Origin of the sequence: Paraburkholderia saeva, assembly GCF_907164555.1 — a bacterium.
Classification (GTDB): Bacteria; Pseudomonadota; Gammaproteobacteria; order Burkholderiales; family Burkholderiaceae; genus Paraburkholderia; species Paraburkholderia saeva.
Window position 1 is genome coordinate 49,254 of record NZ_CAJQZC010000006.1, and the last position, 21,391, is coordinate 70,644.

The 21,391-nt window shown below is 63.6% G+C and carries 18 protein-coding genes, 1 tRNA gene and 1 pseudogene; 7 read left to right on the forward strand and 13 right to left on the reverse strand.

The features are described from left to right. Positions 1 to 2 precede the first annotated feature (2 nt). The 5 genes from LPA36_RS17150 to LPA36_RS17170 all read right to left on the reverse strand — a co-directional run bounded on the left by LPA36_RS17150 (position 3) and on the right by LPA36_RS17170 (position 4,982). Positions 3 to 446: an acyl-CoA thioesterase gene (locus tag LPA36_RS17150; protein ID WP_228879025.1), complete on the reverse strand. Its 444-nt coding sequence runs from the start codon at positions 444 to 446 to the stop codon at positions 3 to 5. A gap of 55 nt (positions 447 to 501) precedes the next feature. Further along, positions 502 to 1,650 carry an iron-containing alcohol dehydrogenase gene (locus LPA36_RS17155; RefSeq protein ID WP_228879029.1) on the reverse strand — a complete coding sequence of 383 codons (1,149 nt, stop codon included), beginning with the start codon at positions 1,648 to 1,650 and terminating at the stop codon, positions 502 to 504. 204 nt (positions 1,651 to 1,854) lie between these two features. Beyond that, positions 1,855 to 2,385: an NUDIX domain-containing protein gene (locus LPA36_RS17160; RefSeq protein ID WP_228879034.1), complete on the reverse strand. Its 531-nt coding sequence runs from the start codon at positions 2,383 to 2,385 to the stop codon at positions 1,855 to 1,857. 96 nt (positions 2,386 to 2,481) lie between these two features. Then, on the reverse strand, positions 2,482 to 3,513 hold the full coding sequence (locus LPA36_RS17165) for a threonine aldolase family protein (RefSeq protein WP_228879038.1): 1,032 nt from the start codon (positions 3,511 to 3,513) through the stop codon (positions 2,482 to 2,484). A 140-nt stretch (positions 3,514 to 3,653) separates the two neighbouring features. Then, positions 3,654 to 4,982 (reverse strand): YbfB/YjiJ family MFS transporter, encoded by a 1,329-nt coding sequence (locus tag LPA36_RS17170; protein WP_407674297.1) that lies wholly within the window; start codon positions 4,980 to 4,982, stop codon positions 3,654 to 3,656. A 126-nt stretch (positions 4,983 to 5,108) separates the two neighbouring features. Between LPA36_RS17170 and LPA36_RS17175 the strand changes: the two genes are divergently transcribed. Continuing rightward, the gene (locus tag LPA36_RS17175; RefSeq protein ID WP_228879043.1) at positions 5,109 to 6,029 is read left to right on the forward strand and encodes a LysR family transcriptional regulator; all 921 of its coding nucleotides are present in this window, start codon (positions 5,109 to 5,111) and stop codon (positions 6,027 to 6,029) included. 137 nt (positions 6,030 to 6,166) lie between these two features. On the opposite strand, the gene alaS is transcribed toward LPA36_RS17175, so the two are convergent. Next, entirely contained in the window at positions 6,167 to 8,791 is a 2,625-nt protein-coding gene (alaS, locus tag LPA36_RS17180; protein ID WP_228879046.1) for an alanine--tRNA ligase, read from the reverse strand. Between the two features lie 318 nt (positions 8,792 to 9,109). On the opposite strand from alaS, the gene LPA36_RS17185 reads away from it, so the two are divergent. Continuing rightward, a complete protein-coding gene (locus LPA36_RS17185) occupies positions 9,110 to 10,330 on the forward strand; it encodes a CaiB/BaiF CoA transferase family protein (RefSeq protein ID WP_228879048.1) in 1,221 nt (406 codons plus the stop codon). Positions 10,331 to 10,409: 79 nt separating this feature from the next. Here the strand turns inward: LPA36_RS17185 and LPA36_RS17190 are convergent, their stop codons facing one another. The 3 genes and pseudogenes from LPA36_RS17190 to LPA36_RS17200 form a co-directional block, all read right to left on the reverse strand. After that, positions 10,410 to 11,033 carry an RBBP9/YdeN family alpha/beta hydrolase gene (locus tag LPA36_RS17190; RefSeq protein ID WP_228879050.1) on the reverse strand — a complete coding sequence of 208 codons (624 nt, stop codon included), beginning with the start codon at positions 11,031 to 11,033 and terminating at the stop codon, positions 10,410 to 10,412. 33 nt (positions 11,034 to 11,066) lie between these two features. After that, entirely contained in the window at positions 11,067 to 12,827 is a 1,761-nt protein-coding gene (gene ggt, locus LPA36_RS17195; RefSeq protein ID WP_228879051.1) for a gamma-glutamyltransferase, read from the reverse strand. A 242-nt stretch (positions 12,828 to 13,069) separates the two neighbouring features. Continuing rightward, positions 13,070 to 13,290, reverse strand: a pseudogene (locus LPA36_RS17200) (ornithine carbamoyltransferase). Between the two features lie 228 nt (positions 13,291 to 13,518). On the opposite strand from LPA36_RS17200, the gene LPA36_RS17205 reads away from it, so the two are divergent. Then, positions 13,519 to 15,228: a glutamine--tRNA ligase/YqeY domain fusion protein gene (locus tag LPA36_RS17205; RefSeq protein WP_228879054.1), complete on the forward strand. Its 1,710-nt coding sequence runs from the start codon at positions 13,519 to 13,521 to the stop codon at positions 15,226 to 15,228. 149 nt (positions 15,229 to 15,377) lie between these two features. Then, positions 15,378 to 16,277 carry a transporter substrate-binding domain-containing protein gene (locus LPA36_RS17210; RefSeq protein ID WP_228879056.1) on the forward strand — a complete coding sequence of 300 codons (900 nt, stop codon included), beginning with the start codon at positions 15,378 to 15,380 and terminating at the stop codon, positions 16,275 to 16,277. A gap of 27 nt (positions 16,278 to 16,304) precedes the next feature. Here LPA36_RS17210 and LPA36_RS17215 read toward each other — a convergent pair whose 3' ends face one another. Further along, the gene (locus tag LPA36_RS17215) at positions 16,305 to 16,754 is read right to left on the reverse strand and encodes an NUDIX hydrolase (RefSeq protein ID WP_228879060.1); all 450 of its coding nucleotides are present in this window, start codon (positions 16,752 to 16,754) and stop codon (positions 16,305 to 16,307) included. Between the two features lie 88 nt (positions 16,755 to 16,842). Beyond that, positions 16,843 to 17,229 (reverse strand): hypothetical protein, encoded by a 387-nt coding sequence (locus LPA36_RS17220; protein WP_228879063.1) that lies wholly within the window; start codon positions 17,227 to 17,229, stop codon positions 16,843 to 16,845. A gap of 260 nt (positions 17,230 to 17,489) precedes the next feature. Between LPA36_RS17220 and LPA36_RS17225 the strand changes: the two genes are divergently transcribed. Next, the gene (locus tag LPA36_RS17225) at positions 17,490 to 17,720 is read left to right on the forward strand and encodes a hypothetical protein (RefSeq protein ID WP_228879066.1); all 231 of its coding nucleotides are present in this window, start codon (positions 17,490 to 17,492) and stop codon (positions 17,718 to 17,720) included. Between the two features lie 343 nt (positions 17,721 to 18,063). Here the strand turns inward: LPA36_RS17225 and LPA36_RS17230 are convergent. Then, positions 18,064 to 18,138, reverse strand: a tRNA-Arg gene (locus LPA36_RS17230). Positions 18,139 to 18,269: 131 nt separating this feature from the next. Then, entirely contained in the window at positions 18,270 to 19,100 is an 831-nt protein-coding gene (locus LPA36_RS17235; protein WP_228879069.1) for an undecaprenyl-diphosphate phosphatase, read from the reverse strand. A 544-nt stretch (positions 19,101 to 19,644) separates the two neighbouring features. On the opposite strand from LPA36_RS17235, the gene LPA36_RS17240 reads away from it, so the two are divergent. Both LPA36_RS17240 and LPA36_RS17245 read left to right on the forward strand, forming a co-directional pair. Continuing rightward, positions 19,645 to 20,553 (forward strand): aldose epimerase family protein, encoded by a 909-nt coding sequence (locus LPA36_RS17240; RefSeq protein WP_228879722.1) that lies wholly within the window; start codon positions 19,645 to 19,647, stop codon positions 20,551 to 20,553. A 158-nt stretch (positions 20,554 to 20,711) separates the two neighbouring features. Then, positions 20,712 to 21,386, forward strand: coding sequence for a peptidoglycan DD-metalloendopeptidase family protein (locus LPA36_RS17245; protein WP_228879724.1), 675 nt, complete (start codon positions 20,712 to 20,714; stop codon positions 21,384 to 21,386). Positions 21,387 to 21,391 lie beyond the last annotated feature (5 nt).

Consider the following 21,391-nt stretch of genomic DNA (forward strand, 5'->3'; position numbering starts at 1 on the left):
CGCTAGTCCGCCGCCACGACAAGCGGTGCGAGCGCCGCGTGCAGGGCATCGGGCAACGTGACCGGCCGACGCGTCACACGGTCGACGTACACGTGCACGAAGTGCCCCTGCGCCGCCGCATGCGTGCCGCCTTCCCTGAAAAGACCGACTTCGTAGCGCACGCTTGTCGAGCCGAGGCGCGCAACCCGCAAACCCGCTTCTACCCGCTCCGGAAACACAAACGGCTCGAAGTAGTTACAGTGCGTTTCCACAACCAGCCCGATCGTCGCGCCGCGTTCGAAATCGAGCGCACCGGCGCGGATCAGGTACTCGTTCACGACCGTGTCGAAGTAGCTGTAATAGACCGTGTTGTTGACGTGGCCGTAGACGTCATTGTCCATCCAGCGCGTCGAGATCGGCAGAAAGTGGCGGTAGGTTTCGCGCGACGTCGGAGTCGGTTTGCTCATCGCTTTTTTTCGCTTCGTTAAAGGTCGCTTTGAAGGTCGCTATGCGGCGGCGAAATCAGAGCGATTCGGTCAGCATGCGGCGATAGTCCTCGGCCGAGGCTTCACGCGGATTTGTCTTGTGACAGTGATCGGCCTGCGCGCCTTTGATGACCTTGTCGAATACGGTTTCGTCGACGCCCATCTGTTTCAGTCCCGTCGGTAGCCCAAGTCGCGCCGTCATGTCGAAAAGTGCGTGAGCCAGATCCGCGTTTTCCGGCAGGTTCATCACCCGACGCATGCGCGCATAGCGGTTGTTCGCCATCACCGTTTCAGCGGACGCGTTAAAGCGAAGCACGGCAGGCAGCACGACGGCGTTCAGCGTGCCGTGATGCAGCGACGTGCGACCGTTCACCGCGATGCCACCCAGCGGATGCGACAGCGAGTGCACACAACCGAGGCCCTTCTGGAACGCCATCGCGCCCTGCATCGAGGCGCTCATCATGTTCAGACGCGCATCGCGGTCACTGCCGTCGTGCGTCGCGCGTTCGATATTGGCCCACGCGCGCTCGAGCCCGTCGAGCGCAATGCCGTCGGCCGGCGGATTGAACGCAGGCGCAAGGAACGTTTCGATGCAGTGGGCAACCGCATCCATGCCCGTCGCGGCCGTCAGGCCTGCCGGCAGGCCGAGCGTCAGACCCGGATCGCAGATCGCCGACTTCGGTAGCAGATGCCACGAATGGAAGCCGAGCTTGCGGCCGTCGTTCAGGATCACGATCGCACCGCGCGCGACTTCGCTGCCGGTGCCCGAGGTAGTGGGAATGGCGATAAGAGGCGCGGCGGCCTCTGTGATCCTGCCGCTTCCGCCTTCGATCGTTGCGTACTGGGTCAGTGCGCCTGGATGCGTCGCCGCGATCGCCACGCCCTTTGCCAGATCGATCGACGATCCGCCGCCTACCGCGACCAGCCCGTCGCACCCTTCGTCGCGATAACGCGCCGCGGCGGCGAGCACCATGGCTTCTGTCGGATTGGACGGCGTGTCGTCGAATACCGGTGCGTCCGCGAACTTCAGTGCGTCGATCGCGCGCTGGGCAACGCCCGCTGCGACAACGCCCTTGTCGGTGATGACGAGCGGCCGCTTGATGCCGACCCGCGCGCATTCGGCAGGCAGCTGCGCGAGCGCATCGTAACCCAGATGGATGTGCGTCAGATAGAAGATGTAGGCCATGGCGATTCCGTCTCCTGATTGTGCTGGACAAGTGTGGCGCGGGCTGCTGTGCGCCCGCGCTCATATGCGTTACTGCCGTGTGTCGGGGTCATGCAACCACTTTAACAACCCCGCGATGTGCTGACTATCGGCCGGATGGCCAGGTGTCCGGCCCGTTCAAAACATGGTCGAATGACTTCTGGAGAATGCTCGCGAGTACGTTGCTTATTGTCCCGGCCGCTCGACGAATTCGAACGGAAGGCCGCGCCGGCGCATCCATTCGCCGAGCGCCTGTCCGGTGCCCGCCCGCCACGGCCGCAGGTTCGGCGGTTCGACCAGCCGGTATTCGAGCAGTTCGGGCGAAAGCGTGATCGTGCCGTGCGCCTTCACGTGATACGCGATGATCAGCTCGTTCTTGCGGATAAATTCGTAGACGCCGACCAGTTCGACCGATTCCGCATGCAGCGAGGTTTCCTCGAACACTTCGCGCGCGATGCCTTCTTCAGGAGTTTCGCCGTTCTCGAGAAAGCCGGTGATCAGCGCGAACATGCCCTCGGGCCACGCCGCGTTGCGCGCGAGCAGGATCTTGCCTTCGTATTCGACGATGGCCGCGACGACCGGCAGCGGATTGTTCCAGTGCACGTAGCCGCAGTCTGGATCGGGACATACCTGGCGCACGCGGCCGCCTTCGTGAGCGGCGTCGCTGCGTTCGGTGAGCGGCGTCGCGCAGCGGGGGCAGTATTGGTAGTCGGACATGCTCGTTGGAATTGAGGTGAATGAATGTCGGGAAAAACAACGGACCGTTTCAGGTTGCGCGCCGCGAAACGCGATACGCACGGGCGGTGTGCGCCTTCACGCCCCGCACAGTTCGCGCACTTCGGCGGCAAATCGCTCGACGGTATCGGGCTGCGTGTCCCACGCGCACATCAGACGACAACCGCCCGCGCCGATGAACTCGTAAAACTTCCAGCCTTTCGCCCGCATCGCTTTCGCCACGTGCGCCGGCAATTGCGCGAACACGGCGTTCGATTCGACAGGAAACATGATGCTCACGCCGGGAATCGCTTCGAGACGTGTCTTCATCAGTTGCGCCATCGCATTCGCGTGACGCGCGTTGCGCAGCCATACGTCATTGTCGAGCAGACCCAGCCACGGCGCAGAGATGAAACGCATCTTCGAGGCAAGCTGCCCCGCCTGTTTGAGGCGATAGGCGAAATCGTCGGCCAGCGCGCGATCGAAGAACACCACTACCTCGCCCACCGGCAGGCCGTTCTTCGTGCCGCCAAAACACAGCACGTCGACACCTGCGCGCCACGTGATCTCCGACGGATGCACGCCCAGCGTCGCGACCGCATTGGCAAAGCGGGCGCCGTCCATGTGGACCTTCAGATGACGCCGTTTGGCAATCGCGGCGATCGCGCGCACTTCTTCGACGGTGTAGACACTGCCGATTTCCGTCGACTGCGTGAGCGTCACCACCTTCGGCTTCGGATAGTGGATGTCGGCGCGGCGGGTTACGACGGCTTCGATGGCATCGGGCGTGAGCTTGCCGTTGGCACCGGGCGCGGTCAGAAGCTTCGAGCCGCCGGAGAAAAATTCGGGGCCGCCGCATTCGTCAGTCTCGATGTGCGCGAGGTCGTGACAGATGACCGAGTGATACGACTGACACAGCGATGCCAGCGCCAGCGAGTTCGCCGCCGTGCCGTTAAAGACGAAGAACGCTTCGCAGTCGGTCTGAAACAGGTCGCGCAGGCGGTCGCATACACGCTCGGTCCAGGAATCGTCGCCGTAAGCCGGCTCGTGGCCGCTATTGTTGGCTTCGACAAGCGCGGCGAGCGCCTCGGGGCAGATGCCGGCGTAATTGTCCGACGCAAAGTGTTGCATGGCGGGCGGCGCAACCCGGCGGCGGGCGCGCGAAAGTAAGAAGAAGCGGACATTTTAGTGCGCCGTCTCATTATTGTCCGGTCGTTCGAATTTGCTGGAGGGTAATCGTAGGGTTGGAAGTACCGAGGTGGACACGGCGACTATCGGCGCGCGCGTCTCTTCGAGGCGCGGGTAACGATAACGAGGCCAACGGCACCGAGCATCAGCGCGAATGCGGCCAGCCACAGCGCGGGCGAAAACGAGCCCGTGTGGGCGGCGACCGGCGCGGCCACCAGCGGTCCGGCAATCTGTCCGATGCCATAGGCGGCCGTGGCGTAACCCATCAGGCCAGCGGCATGTTCGCCATGCAGTCGACGGGCTTCGCGCATGGCGAATAGCGTGATTGCCGTGAACGGCAGCCCGATCAGTATGCTGCCGATCGAAAAGCCGGCTGCGTTCGGCCAGATGATGCCAGATGCGATCCCTGCTGCCTGTAGCACGTAAGCGCCGGCGAGCAGCGTGCGATTGTCCCAGTGAAGGGGCAGCCGTGCGCCGAGCAAGGCGCCGATCATGAGGGCCACGCCGAACATCGGCCAGAAGAGGTCAGGCCAGGCTGAGCCGGGTAATGCGGCACGCGCGATCACTGGCAGGAATGTCGCTGTGATGATGTAGCCAAACCCGGGCACGCCGTAGAGCACGACGAGCCAGATCGCGTCGGCGCGGTGCGTGGTTTGCTCAGGACGTGCGAGAGGGCGTGATGAGGAAGCGTGTGCCGGTGGCACGACGTGAGCGGATGTCTCGACCTGACTGCCTGCTTGATCGTGCACGGGGGCGCCAGCGGCGGCGCGCGCCGCGCCTCGTGTGGCTCCCGTTACCGGCGAAACCGGTTCGATGCGATGCGGCGTGGGTTCGAATACGCGCCACACGAGCAGCGCCAGTACGGCCGAGATGAGCCCGAACCCGATCCAGCCCACGTTGGCGCCAAAGCCACCCGCAGCGCTCACGAGCAACCCTGTTCCGACGATCCCAACACCCGGCCCCGTGTAGATCACGCCGCTCCAGTTGTGCGCGCGGAGTTCGGCGAGCCGTCGCAGCCCCCACTGTGACGCGAACACGAAAGTCCATGCGCTGATCGATCCGCCCACGAGGCGCACCAGCGCCCATATCCAGAACGAGTTGGTCACGCCCATGACGAGCGTCAGCACGACCGTGACGGCCAGCCCGACTCGCACCATCCGGGCATGGTCGATCCGCAGCGCCGCACAGGTGATCGCACCGATGAAATACCCCGCGTAGTTGAACGATGCGAGCCAGCCACCGTGGCGAATATCGATCGAGCCGTTTTGCAACATCAACGGCAGCAGCGGCGTAAACGCAAAGCGCCCCACTCCCAGCGCCACGGCTAACGCCACCATGCATCCAAGCGCGACGCGTCTTGCATCGTGGGGGCGGACGGAAGGAACAACGGTGGAAGTGGCGAGGTGTGTCATGGGGGCCTTCACGGATTCTGGAAACCGGCCACTCGTACGCCGGCCATCGCACTTTCAGATACTAGCCCGCGAAACACATCATAAAAAATGAATTATAATGATCCAAACAATCTCTGAGCGAGAACGATGGATCTGGCCGCCTTGAACATTTTTCGCGCCGTGGTACGCGAGAACGGCGTGACCCGCGCCGCTGCGAAGCTGAACCGGGTGCAGTCGAACGTGACGACGCGCATCAAACAGCTTGAAGAGCAGCTGGGAACCGACCTTTTTATCCGCGATGGACGCCGGCTCGTGCTGACGCCCGCTGGCGAGACGTTGCTGCCGTACGCCGAACGTCTGCTCGCGCTCGCCGATGAAGCACGCCACGCGGTACGCGAGAATCTCCCGAACGGACGCCTGCGACTGGGCACCATGGAAAGCGTCGCGGCGAGCCGGCTGCCGGCGCTCCTCGCCCGCTATCACCAGCGTTGGCCCGACGTTGCGCTGGAACTCGAAACCGGCACGACGGCACGCCTGATCGAGCGGCTACGCGATTTCGAAGTCGACGCCGCACTCGTCGCGACACCGCGCGACCCAGCCGTCTTGCGCGACGTTTTCGATTTCGTCCCGGTGTTCCGCGAAGAACTCGTGATGCTGACGCCGCGCGGCCACCCGCCGATCCGCAACGCGCGTGACGTGGCGCTGTCGACCCTCGTCGCGTTCGAGCGAGGATGCGCGTATCGGAGTTATATCGAGAAGTGGTATCAGGCGTACGACCTGCGGCCCGCGCGCGTGCTGGAACTCGGTTCGTATCACGCGATGGTCGCGTGCGTCGCGGCCGGCGCAGGCGTTGCGATCGCCCCGCGCTCGGTGCTGGGATTGCAGCAGAACGTCGACGACATCGCCGTCCATCCGCTCAGCGGACTCGCTGCGATCGACACGCTGCTGGTCTGGAGGCGTGGTCACTTTTCGGCAGCGCTGAACGCATTGCGCGACCAGTTGCTGGACGAGAGCAATCTGACCGCGCATTCCGCGCAGCCGGACAGTGCAATGCAGCCGACGGCATAAAGCCACACCCAAACACAAAAGCCGCGAGTTTGAAGCTCGCGGCTTTTGCTTTCATGCCTTCTGCTGGACCTGAAGCGATGCGACCGGCTCAACCCTTTCGACAAGCGAAACCGGTATCGCCCACCGGGCGCCCCTGCCTACAGCTGCGCTTCGACCCAACCCTTTACGCCGTCCAGCGCGGCCTGCAGGTTCGCCGGTTCGGTGCCGCCGGCCTGAGCCATATCGGGACGACCGCCGCCCTTGCCACCCACCTGCTGCGCGACGAAGTTGACGAGCTCGCCCGCCTTGACCTTCCGGCTCGCTTCAGCCGTCACGCCTGCGATCAGACTCACCTTGCTGCCTTCGACTGAAGCCAGCACGATGGCAGCGCTCTTCAGCTTGTCCTTCAGCTTGTCGACGGTTTCGCGCAGCGTCTTGACATCCGCGCCTTCGAGCGTGGCGGCCAGCACGTGCACACCCGCCACTTCGATCGCCTGACCGGCAAGCTCATCGCCCTGGCTCGAAGCAAGCTTCGACTTCAGCGCGCCGAGTTCCTTCTCCAGCGATTTGACCTGATCCTGAACCTGCGCGATACGCTGCGTGAGTTCCGCCGGCTGCGCCTTCAAGGCGGCCGCGGCCGCGTTGATACGCGCGTCGAGTTCCTGAACGAAACGCACCGCATTGTCGCCGGTAATGGCTTCCACACGACGGATACCCGCAGCCACGCCGCCTTCCATCACGATCTTGAAGAAGCCGATGTCGCCGGTCCGACGCACATGCGTGCCGCCGCACAGTTCGCGCGAGAAGCCGAGATCGAGCACACGCACTTCGTCGCCGTACTTTTCGCCGAAGAGCGCCATTGCGCCGCCCTTCACCGCTTCGTCGAACGGCATCACGCGCACGATACCCGGCGCGTTCGCCAGTACTTCGGCGTTCACAATGGCTTCGACCCGGCGAATCTGTTCGTCGGTCATCGGCGCGTTGTGCGCGAAGTCGAAACGGGTTTTCTCAGCATCGACGAGCGAGCCTTTCTGCTGCACGTGCGAGCCCAGCACTTCGCGCAGCGCCTTGTGCATCAGGTGAGTAGCCGAGTGATTACGCTCAGTGCGTGCACGACGCACGGCATCGATCTCCGCCTTCACCACGTCGCCCACCTTCAGCGTGCCCTGTTCGAGCGTACCGTGATGACCGACCACGTCGGCCTGTACCTTCAGCGTATCCGCAACGGCAAAACGCACGCTTGCGTTGGCAAGCAGACCCTGGTCGCCGACCTGGCCGCCCGATTCCGCATAGAACGGGGTGTGGTCGAGCACGACAACAGCCTGCTGGCCCTTCGCCACTTCCTTGACGGACGCGCCATCGACGTACAGCGCAATCACCTTCGCGTCGTCAAAGACGATTTCTTCGTAGCCGTGGAACGTGGTCTTCGCACCCGAATACTCGAGACCCTGTGCCATCTTGAACTTGCCGGCCGCACGCGCCTGTTCGCGTTGACGGGCCATCGCCTCGTCGAACGCGGATTCGTCGACCGTGACTTCGCGCTCGCGGCAGACGTCCGCCGTCAGATCCAGCGGAAAGCCGTACGTGTCATGCAGCTTGAATGCGAGCTCGCCATCGAGCGTCTTGCCACCCTTCGTATCGAGATCGGCCAGCGCACTTTCGAGGATCGACATGCCATGCTCGATCGTTTCGAAGAAACGTTCCTCTTCCTGGCGCAGAACGTCGGTCACGCGCTGTTCCGCTTCCTTCAGTTCCGGATACGCGCCGCCCATCTGCGCGACGAGATCCGCGACCAGACGGTGGAAGAACGAACCCTTGCGGCCCAGCTTGTAACCGTGACGGATCGCGCGGCGCACGATCCGGCGCAGCACGTAGCCGCGGCCTTCGTTGCCGGGGATCACGCCGTCGACGATCAGGAACGAGCACGCGCGGATGTGATCGGCGATCACCTTCAGCGAATTGTTCGTGAGATCGGTAACACCGGTTTCGCGGCCCGCTGCCGTGATCAGCGCCTGGAACAGGTCGATCTCGTAGTTGCTGTGCACGTGCTGGAGCACGGCGGCGATACGCTCAAGGCCCATGCCGGTATCGACGCACTGCTTGGGCAGCGGCGTCATGTTGCCCTGCGCGTCGCGATTGAACTGCATGAACACGAGATTCCAGATCTCGATGTAGCGGTCGCCGTCTTCTTCAGGCGATCCCGGCGGGCCGCCCCAGATGTCCGGGCCGTGGTCGTAGAAGATTTCCGAACACGGGCCGCACGGGCCGGTATCGGCCATCTGCCAGAAGTTGTCCGACGCGTAACGCGCGCCCTTGTTGTCGCCAATGCGAATGATGCGCTCGACCGGCACGCCGACTTCCTTCGCCCAGATGTCGTGCGCTTCGTCGTCTTCGTGATAGACGGTGACCCACAGCTTGTCTTTCGGCAGCCCGTAGACGCCCGTCAGCAGTTCCCACGCGTAGTGGATCGCGTCGCGCTTGAAATAGTCGCCGAACGAGAAATTGCCGAGCATTTCGAAAAACGTGTGATGGCGCGCGGTATAGCCGACGTTTTCCAGATCGTTGTGCTTGCCGCCCGCGCGCACGCTGCGCTGCGCAGTCGTGGCACGCGAGTACGGACGCGATTCGGCGCCGAGGAACACGTCCTTGAACTGCACCATGCCCGAATTGGTGAAGAGCAGTGTCGGGTCGTTGCCGGGCACGAGGCTCGACGAGCGGACAATCGTATGGCCCTTCGATTCGAAGAACTTGAGGAACTTCTCGCGGATTTCGGAGGCTTTCATGGCGTGCGGGGGACGGTCCTGACTGTTTCGGCTGCATCCGGAGATGCGCCAACTGATTGTTTCCTGAGCCGCTGATTATACGGGATCGGCGAGCGCGGAGAGCGGCTTGAGGCGGCGCGGACACAACGTTAGCCAGTTGGCCGTGTTTTTCCCGTCCGGCCACGTGGGACGGGGCTTCGCGGCCTCAGATCCGTCCTATGCCATACGGCCGATGGGTCGGCTGACGGGAATCGCTTAAGATTCTGGACATCGTTACGGCGTCGCGCACCCACCGCGCACATGCCGTGCAGCCACGCTTCAAGGAGACACGAACAGAATATGGGCGCCCTCAGTCATATCCGCGTGCTGGATCTCACACGCGTGCTCGCCGGTCCCTGGTGCGCACAGACCCTTGCCGATTTCGGCGCTGACGTCATCAAGATCGAACGCCCCGAAGTGGGCGACGATACCCGCCACTGGGGCCCTCCGTACCTGAAAACACCGGACGGCGAAGACACACGCGAGGCCGCCTATTACCTTGCGGCGAACCGCAACAAGCGCTCGGTGACCGTCGACATCGCTACGCCGGAAGGGCAGCAGATCATCCGCGATCTCGCCGCGCAGAGCGACGTCGTGCTGGAGAACTACAAGGTCGGCCAGCTGAAGAAATACGGCCTCGACTATGTATCGCTGAAGGCGGTGAAGCCGGACATCGTCTACTGCTCCGTCACGGGTTTCGGCCAGACCGGCCCCTACGCGCAGCGGGCGGGCTACGATTTCATCATCCAGGGCATTGGCGGATTCATGAGCATTACCGGCGAGCGCGACGCGCTGCCGGGCGGCGGTCCGCAAAAGGCGGGCGTCGCCATCGCCGACCTGATGACCGGCATGTACTCGACCATCGCCGTGCTGACGGCGCTCGCGCATCGCGACCGCACGGGCGAAGGCCAGTACATCGACATGGCGTTGCTGGACGTTCAGGTGGCGATGCTCGCCAACATGAACTCCAACTTCCTCGCAAGCGGTAACCCGCCGGTTCGCTGGGGCAATGCGCACCCGAACATCGTGCCCTATCAGACGTTCCAGACGCGCGACAGCTGGATCATCGTCGCCGTGGGCAATGACGGGCAGTTTCGCAAGTTCGTCGAAGCGGGCAACCGGCCGGAACTCGCCGACGACGAGCGTTTCTCGACTAACCCGGCGCGGGTACGCAATCGCGAAACGCTCGTGCCGCTGCTCGCCGATATGGTCCGCCAGCGTAGCAAGCAGGAATGGATCGCTGAGCTGGAGGCGTCAGGTGTGCCGTGCGGGCCGATCAACGATCTTGGCGAGGTATTCGATAACGAGCAGGTGATCGCGCGCGGAATGCAGGTCGACCTGCCGCATCCGTCCGGCGGCACCGTGAAGCTGGTGCGCAATCCCGTGCTCATGAGCGCGACGCCGCCTGAAGCGGCCGCTCATCCGCCGACACTCGGCGAGCATACGGACGAGATTTTGCGCGCCGTGCTCGGGCTCGACGATGCCCGCATCGCGGAGTTGAAGTCGCGCTCGGTTATCTGACGGGAAATGGCGGTTCGAAACCGCCCTGAATCGCCCCTGATCATCGCCCCTGATCATCGCCCCTGATCATCGCCCCTGATCATCGTCCCTGATCATCGCCCCTGATCATCGCCCCTGATAGCGCCGTGAAACCGCCCCCTGAAACCGCCTGGACCGCCCCGGCGAGCGACTCCAGCCAGCACATGCCCTCGTGCCAGTCGCCGAGTCCGCTCTCAGCGTTGATATGGCCGCGCGGACCGATGTCGAACCAGGTGCTTTGCCACGCTTTCGCACAAGCTCGTGAATACACAACGCTGCCGTATGGATCGTCGGTGCTGGCCACCACGATCGTCGGGAACGGCAATGCGAGCATCGGCACGGGCGCAAATCCGGACGCATCCGCCGGAAATTGCGGCTCCGACGGATCGGGCACCGCGACCAGCAACGCGCCCGCCACCTTCGCAACCTGTGCAGCGTTCGCGTACTGCGTGGCCCAGGCCGCAACGGTCAGGCAACCGAGGCTGTGCGCGGCGAATACCACTGGCGCATCGGCGGCGGCTACCACCGCGTCCAGCGTCCGGCACCACGCGTCGCGCACCGGATAATCCCAATCAGGCATCTGCACGCGCGCAAATTCAGGATGTGCCGCTTCCCAGCGCGTCTGCCAGTGACCCTCGCCGGAATTCTGATAGCCCGGCAAAACCAGAACCTTGTGCTTCGTCATCGCGAATCCCCGATTTGCAGTTTGTTGTCGTTTTCAGTGAATTACCCGTCCGACGCCCGCGCCACGCGGATCGGCGGCGGGCTCCGGCGTCGTGCCGTCCACGCGGATCAACTGGACGTCGCCATTGAACACCTGCCCTTCCAGCGTGTAGCCGAGGCCCTTCAACTGGTCGGCCAGTTCACCCGTCACTGGATGATAAGGCTCCCAGTAAATCGTCTTCGGCGGCAGCAGTTGATGATGAAAGCGCATCGCGGCCAGCGCGTCGGCGGGCGGCATGTTGAAATCGTAAAGATTCGTCATCACCTGGAAGATCGATGTGAAGATGCGCGAGCCGCCAGGCGTGCCGATCACGAGCGCGACCTTGCCGTCTTTCAGCAGAATCGTCGGCGTCATCGATGAAAGTGGTCGGCGGCCCGGCGCGATCGTATTGACGTCGCCGCCCGTGACGCCGAACTGGTTCGGCGTGCCGGCCTTTGTGACGAAGTCGTCCATTTCGTCGTTCAGCGCGAAGCCTGCATTGTCCACCACGACGCCTGATCCGAACGGCCCGTTCAGCGTGTAGGTGTTCGACACCGCATTGCCCCATTTGTCGACGACCGAAAAATGCGTCGTCTCGGCGCGCTCCGGCATCGAGTCGCCAAGGCCCGGCTTGACCGGCGCGGCGCCCGGCACTTCGTCGGGCGAGACTTCGCCGGCGCGCTGTGCCAGGTAGGCGTCGTCGATCAGCTTGTCGACGGGCACGCGAAACGAATCCGGGTCGCCCATGTACTGCTGCCGGTCAGCAAACACGCGGTCCTCGATCTGCGCGACGAGATGAATGTACCCCGGCGAGTTCAAATCGAGCCCGGTAAATGCCGGCTTCAGGTCGGCCTTCATCTTCAGCAGCTGGATGAGCCCCACGCCGCCCGAGCTCGGCGGCGGCGCGGTGACGATCTGGTAGCCGTTCCATTGGGCCGTCGCCGGCTGGCGCCATACGGCCTTGTATTGCACGAGATCCGTCTTCGACAGAATGCCGTGCCCGTACATTTGCGAACTGATCAGATCGGCAGTTTTGCCTTCGTAGAATTCGCGGCCGCCGTCGCTCGCGATACGCGAGAGCGTCTGCGCCAGTTCAGGCTGGCGGAACGTCGCGCCCGCCTTCAGCCCGGCGAAATAGACGCTGAAATTGGTCTTGCCCGCGAAATTCTTCGCCGCATATTCGGCGCGCTTCTGCAGCCACGGCTCGACGACGAAGCCGTCGGTGGCGTACCTGATCGCCGGGGCGAGCACCTGCTTCCACTTCAGCTTGCCGAAGCGGCGCTGCGCTTCCCACATGCCGTCGACAGTGCCGGGCACAGCCACGGCCCGGAACCCGACGAGGCTCATGCCCGGCACCGGATTGCCCTTGTCGTCCAGATACATGTCGCGGGTCGCCTGCTGCGGCGCGCGTTCCCGATAGTCGAGGAAGTACGGCTTGCCGTCGACATAGAGCGTCATGAACCCGCCGCCACCGATATTGCCCGCGTCCGGGTAGGTCACCGCGAGCGTGAACGCGATTGCGACCGCCGCGTCCACCGCATTGCCGCCCGCCGCAAAAATCTGCTGCGCCGTGTCCGCGCTGTAATGATCGGGCACGGCCACGGCCGACGCATCGAGCACCGCTTTCGGCGCGGCCGTTTTGGCGAGCGCCGGGGCCACGGGCACGAAACTGCCAGCGAGGGCGACGAGCAGCATCGCCGCGCCCAGCCGTCGGGTCAGGGTAACGGGCAGCGTGACGAAAGGCGCGCAACGCGCATCCTGCATGGGGTCGGACATCCGTGAAACTCCAGGAACTGAAGGCGCCATGTTGCCGAACGGCGCGGCTTCGGGCAAGACGGCAGAGCAGGCGACGCCAGACGCGCCATCTGCGTGAAAAAGTGAAATCACCGCGTCAACGGGCGAAAGTCGTTGCTGCGGGTCCTTCGAAAGGAATCGACAGGCCGTTTTTTTTAGCATCAGAATGGTGCGCAAACCGGTTCACAATACCAGGGCCACCCACCGGTGCGCGAGAAACATGCTCAATGCCCGGCGCCGATCAACCCACCCGCCGCAGCCCCGACGATTGTCCCAACCGGGCCGCCGGTCAGCACGTACCCGATCGCGCCGCCGCGCCCGCTCCGATCGCGGCGTGCTTTTGGGCGCGCGACATCGAACTGCATGCGCCAAGGCCTGCGACAATCCCGACGATGGCAGCAATTTTCAGTACATTTCTCGTGAAATCGGTCGTTATGGTCTTCATATAGGGTATGTCCTGCGAGGCGGCCTGTGCCGCGACGGTCGCATTCTGGCCGGGCGGCATTCGTGCGGACAACGCGTTTTACCTCCTGTTGCACGCTGTAACAGCGTCCGGGCGAACTCTTCATCCGGGCCGCGTGCCGCATGAAGCCTGCCTCTGCCTGCCTCGTCAGGTAGAATTGACAGATAAGCGGGCGCATTGCGCGTCCTCGAACGACTTTCACCATCACGCATGAATACCGAACGCAACGAAGCGCCCGCGGCATCCAATTTCATCCGCAACATCATCGATGACGACAACCGCACCGGAAAGTGGGGCCAGCGCGTGGAAACACGCTTCCCGCCCGAACCGAACGGCTATCTGCACATCGGCCACGCGAAGAGCATCTGCCTGAATTTCGGCATCGCGAGCAGCTACGGCGGTGTCTGCCATCTGCGTTTTGACGATACGAATCCGGAAAAGGAAAGCGTCGAGTACGTCGATTCAATTATCGACGCCGTCACGTGGCTCGGCTTCGAATGGACGAAGGACGAAAAAGAGCAGCTCTATTACGCGAGCGATTACTACGACAAGCTGTACGCGTTCGCCGAACTGCTGATCGAGCGCGGCAAGGCCTATGTGGACAGCCAGTCGGCGGAAGAAATGCGCGCGAACCGCGGCTCGGCCACCGAGCCGGGCACGCCGTCGCCATTCCGCGAGCGCACGACGCAGGAAAACCTCGACCTCTTCCGCCGCATGAAAGCCGGCGAATTCAAGGAGGGCGAGCACGTGCTGCGCGCGAAGATCGACATGGCATCGCCGAACTTCAACATGCGCGATCCGGTCATCTACCGCATCCGCTTCGCGCATCACTACCGCACGGGCGACACATGGTGCGTGTATCCGATGTACGACTACACGCACTGCATTTCGGACGCACTGGAAAACATCACGCATTCGCTGTGCACGCTCGAATTCGAAGATCATCGTCCGCTCTACGACTGGATCCTGAACGAACTCGCGGACGCCGGCGTGTTCACGCGCCCGTTGCCGCAACAGATCGAGTTCTCGCGCCTGAACCTCACGTACGCGATCACCAGCAAGCGCAAGCTGCTGCAACTCGTGACCGAAGGCCACGTCGAGGGCTGGGACGACCCGCGCATGCCGACCATCGTGGGCGTACGCCGGCGCGGTTTCACGCCGGGCGCGATCAAGCTGTTCTGTGAGCGCATCGGCATCACGAAGGTCGATTCGTGGATCGACATGAGCGTGTTCGAAGGCGCGCTGCGCGACGATCTCGACGACAAGGCGCCGCGTACCGCCGCCGTGCTCGACCCGCTGAAGCTGATCATCGATAACTTCCCGGAAGGCACGACCGAAGCATGCAGCGCGCCTGTCCATCCGCATCATCCGGAAATGGGCACGCGCACGTTCCCGATTTCGCGCGAGCTGTGGATCGAGCGTGACGACTTCGTCGAAACGCCGCCGAAGGGCTACTTCCGCCTGTTCCCGGGTAACAGGGTGCGGCTGCGCTACGGCTACGTCGTGGAATGCACGGGCGCTGAGAAAGATGCCGACGGCAACATTATCGCCGTGCATTGCAATTACTTCCCGGACAGCAAGTCGGGCACGGAAGGCGCGAACACATACAAGGTGAAGGGCAACATCCACTGGGTCAGCGCCGCGCACGCGCTGCCGGCTGAAGTTCGCATTTACGACCGTCTGTTTCGTGAACCGCAGCCCGATGCCGGCGGCCGCGATTTCCTCGAAGCGCTGAATCCGGATTCGAAGCGCGTCGTCAACGCGTACCTCGAGCCGGGTCTGGAGAACGTGCAGCCGGAGCAGCGTTTCCAGTTCGAACGGCACGGTTATTTTGTTGCCGACCGCTACGATTCGAAACCGGAAAAGCCGGTCTTCAACCGTATCGTGACTTTGCGGGACAGCTGGGGCAAGCCAGCGTAACCCTGGCGCCCACTGAGCGCCGGGTGCGTGAACCCGGGACCCGATGCACGGATTTCCACCGCAAACGTGCACCGGTGCGTCCCATAACATCGACAGGACGTTGCGGCGCCGCGCGCTTTCAAAAAGGCGCGCGCCCTCCCGGAGGAGCAATGAAGTTCGCAGCCCGTTTCCGGCTGATCGCATGCGCCGCGGCGGCTACGTTCGCGTGCGCCGTCCATGCCGATGAACTGACCGGTACGCTGAAGAAGATTCACGACGACGGCGTCATCACGCTCGGCGTGCGCGAAGCGTCGATTCCGTTCGCCTACTCCGATGGAGGCCACACGGTCGGCTATTCGTACACCATCGCGCTGCGCATCGTCGATGAAATCAGGAAAGCCTTGGGCGTGCGTGACCTGAAAGTGCGGGAGATCGTCGTCACCCCGGCGAACCGCATTCCGATGCTGCTCAACAACCAGATTGACCTCGAATGCGGCTCGACGACGCACACTGTCGAGCGCGAATCGCAGGTGGCGTTTTCGGACAGCTTCTTCCAGTACGCGGTGCGTATGATCGCGCGCAGGAAGTCCGGCATCTCCGATTTCGCGGATCTGGCGGGCAAATCGGTGGTGACGACGGCGGGCACGTCGGACGAGCGGCTGCTGCGTCAGCTGAACAGCGAGAAGCAGCTCAACATGCGCATCACGGCGACCCGCGATCATCCCGAGGCGTTCGCCGCCGTGCGCTCCGACCGCGCGGTTGCGTTCGTGATGGACGAGCCGCTGCTACATGGCCTGAAAGCGGCGGAAGCGCACCCTGAAGACTACGTGATCACCGGCACACCCCTCGGCTACGAGGCGTACGCCTGCATGTTCCGCAAGGGCGACCTGCCGATGCGCGATGTCGTCAACGGTGTGATTTCGCGGATGCAGACTTCGGGCGACGCTGAACGCCTCTACAACGTCTGGTTCACGCAGCCGATTCCGCCGCACGGGACGAACCTGAATTTCCCGCTCTCGGCGGAAATGCGGGAGCTCTTCGCGCACCCGAACGACAAGGCGCTCGACTAGACCATCGCCACCCGGACACGCGCACGTTCAGAGCGTGCGGTGCAGTTCGGCGAGCGAAAGCGTGGTCTGGAAAAGCCGTGTCAGGCTGCGACTCGCATAGCGGTCGACTTCATCGGGTTCGGTCCAGCGATACGCGTCCATTTCGGGAATCATCGTGCCATCCGAGCGACGCGGGAACATCGATGTGCACGTGCACTTTTCAATGTCGACTTCCCCGTCGCGCACGCGCGCGGCGAACAGATGCAGATCCTTGTCGCGCCGGTAGACGAAAAGTCCGAGGTCTTTCAGCCGCTCGGGCGCGAGTGCGATGCCCGTCTCCTCGACCATTTCCCGTAACGCGGTGACATGCGGTGCCTCACCCGCTTCGCCGTGCCCTTTCGGGATGTCCCAGTGCGAGGTTTCGGTGGCATGCGCGAGCAGTACGCGGCCCGCGGCGTCGAGCAGCACGACGCCGCAGGAAATGACGCGCGCGGTCATTGCGCCACTGCGCAGCGCAATGGCGCCATCACACTTGAAGCCATCGCGACAGGGCCAATAGCGCCGGCGCTGCGTTCAATCGACGCGCTCAACGCTTCTGCAGTTGCCATGCACCGCTGCCCTGCCGGCAAAAGAGCGGATGCAGATTCATCGATTGCCCTTTGGCCGACAGTACGACTGCCATTGCGCGGCACGTGCGATCGCCTTCCTTCGTGGTCCGGTCGGGGGTCATCGTCGCGTCGATCTTGACGCTGTTACCGGTGCCCTCGTTGTTCCAGTTCGCGGTCTGGCCGTCCTGCGTGTCGTTGAGCGCCTGAAAGACGGCCTTCTTGATCGATTCGTTGTCGCGCGGCTTCATATAGCTGATCGGCGTGTCGTTCAGGAAGCCCAGATTCGCTGCCTGTGCGCCGCCCGCAGCCGCGAGCAGCAACCCACCAGCCGCCCAGCACAACAGGGCTCGGTTTCGCATCGACATTGAGTGTTCTCCTTGAAGGCTGACTGGAACGCTCGCGCATCTGGCGCGTGAGCTGACCCTCAAAAGCATAGCACGAGGCGATGTGCCGCCGCTGCGTCAGAACCGGCACCAATGTGCGGCGCTTACGCGTTCGCGCCGGCTATTTCGGACGCGTCCGATTGGCCCTGTTCGGGCCAATCAATAGCATCGAAGAATCCGCCACGCGCATGCGATTCACATCTCTCACCGGTCCGCACGCGCATCTTCGAGCCCCTGCCGCCATGGACTACTCAATCGCACTTCGCTTTTTCGTCATCATTCTCACGCTCATCAGCATCGCCCTCGTGCCCATCGTCATGCGGCGCGACCCGGCGCCCGCGAGCGGCATGCTCGGCATTCAGGTGCTGCCGCGTCCGCAATGGCCCGGCATCCTCACGCGCGCAGGCTTTCTCTGCATGCTGGCGTCGTTCGTGTTGCTCCTGATGTTTTGCGCGTTCATGCTTCAATCGTAAGCTCGCGCATTCAAGTCGCTGCGGACCCGTAGCCGTCCACAAACGCCAGCGGGAACGCGGCCACATCCCTCATCTCCACTTCGTTGCGCGCCTGCGCATCGACCGACCGGCTTGCGGTCAATCGGCAGCTCGCCGAACTTTCATACTCTTCCCTTTTGCAGCCGGATATCACTCGTCCTGGTCAATATCCCGTTGCACGCAACGGCGGAACAACACGGCGTCGAACGAGACGGTCACGGCACTGCAAAAGCGCGAACGCATGTCATCGCGAAAAACAAAAACCCCGCAGCGCGAGCGCTTGCGGGGTTTGTCTGGCAGACGCTGGAGGCGTCTGGAATTCGGGTGGCCCCCCCACGAGGAATCGAACCTCGATTTCAGGTTTAGAAGACCCGTGTTCTATCCGTTGAACTATGGGGAGGCAATGACCGCGTGGGCCACACCTGGTCACGGACTTCGACCAAGCCTCAAATTATACCGCATCGGTGACAGCCGCCCGTCGCGCCCGCATGCACGAAACGCGAACCACGGGCGACGCGGGCCGTTACGCCTTCAGGCCGGTTGCGCGTGCACCAGGAACCACCCGAGACACAGCGCCCCCGCGATGACGCAATACACGCCGAACGATGCCAGCCGGCCGCGCCCTTCAAAGTAGCGCATCAGGAAGCGAACGCTGAGATACGCCGCGATTGCTGTGAGCACGCCGCCAAGCAGGGCATCGGCGAGCTGGTCGGGTGCATGGAAGAGCTTCGGCAGTTCGAGCAGGCCCGCCGCGAAAATAATCGGCGTGCCGAGCAGGAACGAGAACTCCGCGGCTTTTTCCGCCGTGAGCCCGGCCGCGCCGCCCGCGATCATCGTCAGGCCGCTGCGCGAGAAACCCGGAATCAGCGCGCCGATCTGCGCGAGACCGACGAGGAATGCCTGGCGGAACGTGAGCTTTTCCGGCGCATGGTGCACGCGGGTGCGCTGCAGCCGGTCGCCGAACCACAGCAGCACGCCATTCACAACCAGCGCGAACGCAACGATACGCAGGTCATGAAACACGCGCTCGAGCGGCTTTTCGAGAAGGAGACCCACGAGGCCCGCGGGAATCGTCCCGATGATGAGCGCCCACATCATGTGGCCGTCGTCATTACGCCGGCCGCGCAGCGAGCCCACGAAGCCGCTGACGAGCGCAACCCATTGCCTGCGAAAGTACCAGAGGAGCGCGAAGGCCGTTCCGAGGTGAAGCGCGACGAGGAACGGAAGCAGCTGCGGCGCATGCTTGTCGATGTGCATGCCGAACAGCGCGGGGACGAGGAGCGTATGACCGAGACTGCTGACCGGAAACAGCTCCGTGACGCCCTGCAACACGCTCAGAAAAATCAGAAACCACAAGTTCACGCGGCGATCCTCTCAAGGGGTAAGCATTGCGCGGAATGGCATCTGCCGCGCAGGGAAGCCGCCCGATTATGCCTGGCGACCCGGCCACCGCCAAGGGTTTACCGTACATACCCGTGTTTTTTGCCGCACTGCGTCACAACCCGAAACATCTGTAAAGCCGATGAAAGAAAAAGGCCCGCAAAAGCGGGCCCCGGGGGAATTCATGCCGGGTTCCGGCTGCGACGCAGGTGTCGCTCCGGCCGGCGAATGGCGCGTGCTAGCGCTCCACCTTGTAGAAAAAGTAGATCGTGCTGCCGGCGAACATGCCGATCAGTGCTACGCCCATTGCCATCGCGAGATCCATGCGTCCTCCGTCCAGAACTGTGAGTCCGCCGGACTGTCGGCCGGCGCGCGTAACAGATTATCTTTAAGCCTGTCCGTGCGGTCACGCCCGCAATTTCCCGAGAAAGGGTTTCCCCGTAGCGCAAAGCAGCGCAAAATCGTCCACCGGCTGCGCGCGCGCCGCCCTCCTGTTCACTCAACCTATCGCGTCTTCAAGTCGACCATGGCCAAATTCCAGAATCAGGACATCCTCGAAATCACGCAGGGCACGTCCCTCCTTCGCATCGCGCCGCAGGCGGGCGGACGCCTGCTGTCGTGGGAGATCGACGGCAAACAGGTGATCCTGTGGCCGGACGACGCCGACTGGAACGACCCGGCCCGCGTGCGTGGCGGCAACCCGTTGCTGTTTCCGTTCCTCGCGCGTCATTACGTCGACGGCAAGATCGGGCGGTGGCGCGACGCCAGCGGCGTCGTGCGCGACCTGCCGATGCACGGTTTCGCGCGCGACCTGCCGTTCGCCGCGCAACTGGATGCGAACGGCAAAGGCGTCACAATGACGCTCACCGACAGCGACGCCACGCGCACCGCGTATCCGTTCGGTTTTCGCTTCGAGGCAATCTACCGGCTCGCCGACGCCGGCACGCTCGACGTGATCCTCACCACCACCAACACCGGCGACACCGCGCTGCCCTGGTACGCCGGCCACCACTTCTACTTCGCGCTGCCGCACACACAGCGCGGCGAAACCACGCTCGAACTGCCGCCGACACAGCGCCGCCGCCAGCAGGCCGACGCGTCGATCAGCGCGGCGGAGCCAGGCGCTGCGCAGTACACGCTCGACGACGCACGCATTATCGACCGCTTCCATCTGCTCGACGGCACGCCGGAGCGGCCGGTGCGCATCGTCGCGCCCGGGCTGAACCGCACCATCACGATCGACCTGACGCGGCCCGGCTCGATTCCCTGGTACGCCGTGACGACGTGGACGCTCGCGCCGGAATCCGACTTCTACTGCGTGGAACCGTGGCTTGGACTGCCCGACGCCATCCATAACGGCTTCGGCCTGCGCTGGCTCGCGCCAGGCGCGACGGAGAGCGCCGCGCTGCGGATCAGCGTCGCCGCGATCCGCTGAGCGCGATGGAACGGTTCGCAGCGTTTCGGGGTGCTGCAATGCAAAACCGTTAGAATCGGACGTTTTGCCACTGGCGCGCGTGATCGGGGATCGGCGCGCGACAGCGTTTTGTGAGGTCCAGGTTGCATACAAAAATCAGACGGCTCGCCTGCGTTTCGATGATCGCGGTGCTCGCTGCATGTGGGGCGGCTCCGGTGGGGCCAGGGTTCTATCGTGTCGAGCGGGGTGACACGCTGTCCGGCATTGCGCGCAGCAACCGGACGTCCGTACAGAACATCGTGCGGTGGAACGGATTGACCAATCCCGACGCCATCGAAACCGGCCAGGTGCTGCGCGTGGTGCCGCCCGCCAATTCCGCGACTGCCGGCACGGCTGCAGGCTCGGGTAGCGCGCAGGCTTCGTCCGGCACGACGGCGTCGCGCGGCACGACCGCGCTTGCACCCGCGCCGACGGCGACGCCCGCTTCGACGATCGCACTCGTGTGGCCGGCGCAGGGCAACGTCACGCGTCGCTTCGACGGCGCGAACTCGAAGGGCATCGACATCGTCAACGCGTCCGGCACACCGGTCGTCGCGGCGGCCGCCGGCTCCGTGGTGTATGCGGGCGACGGTCTGCGCGGTTATGGCAACCTCGTCATCATCAAGCACAACAGCGATTATCTGACCGCCTACGCGCATAACCGCGCGCTCGTCGTGAAGGAAGGCCAGTCGGTTTCGCAAGGCCAGAAGATCGCCGAAATGGGCGACACGGACAGCGATCACGTGATGCTGCATTTCGAACTGCGCTACCAGAGCCGTTCGATCGACCCGGCCCGCTCGCTGCCCCCGCGTTGACCCCG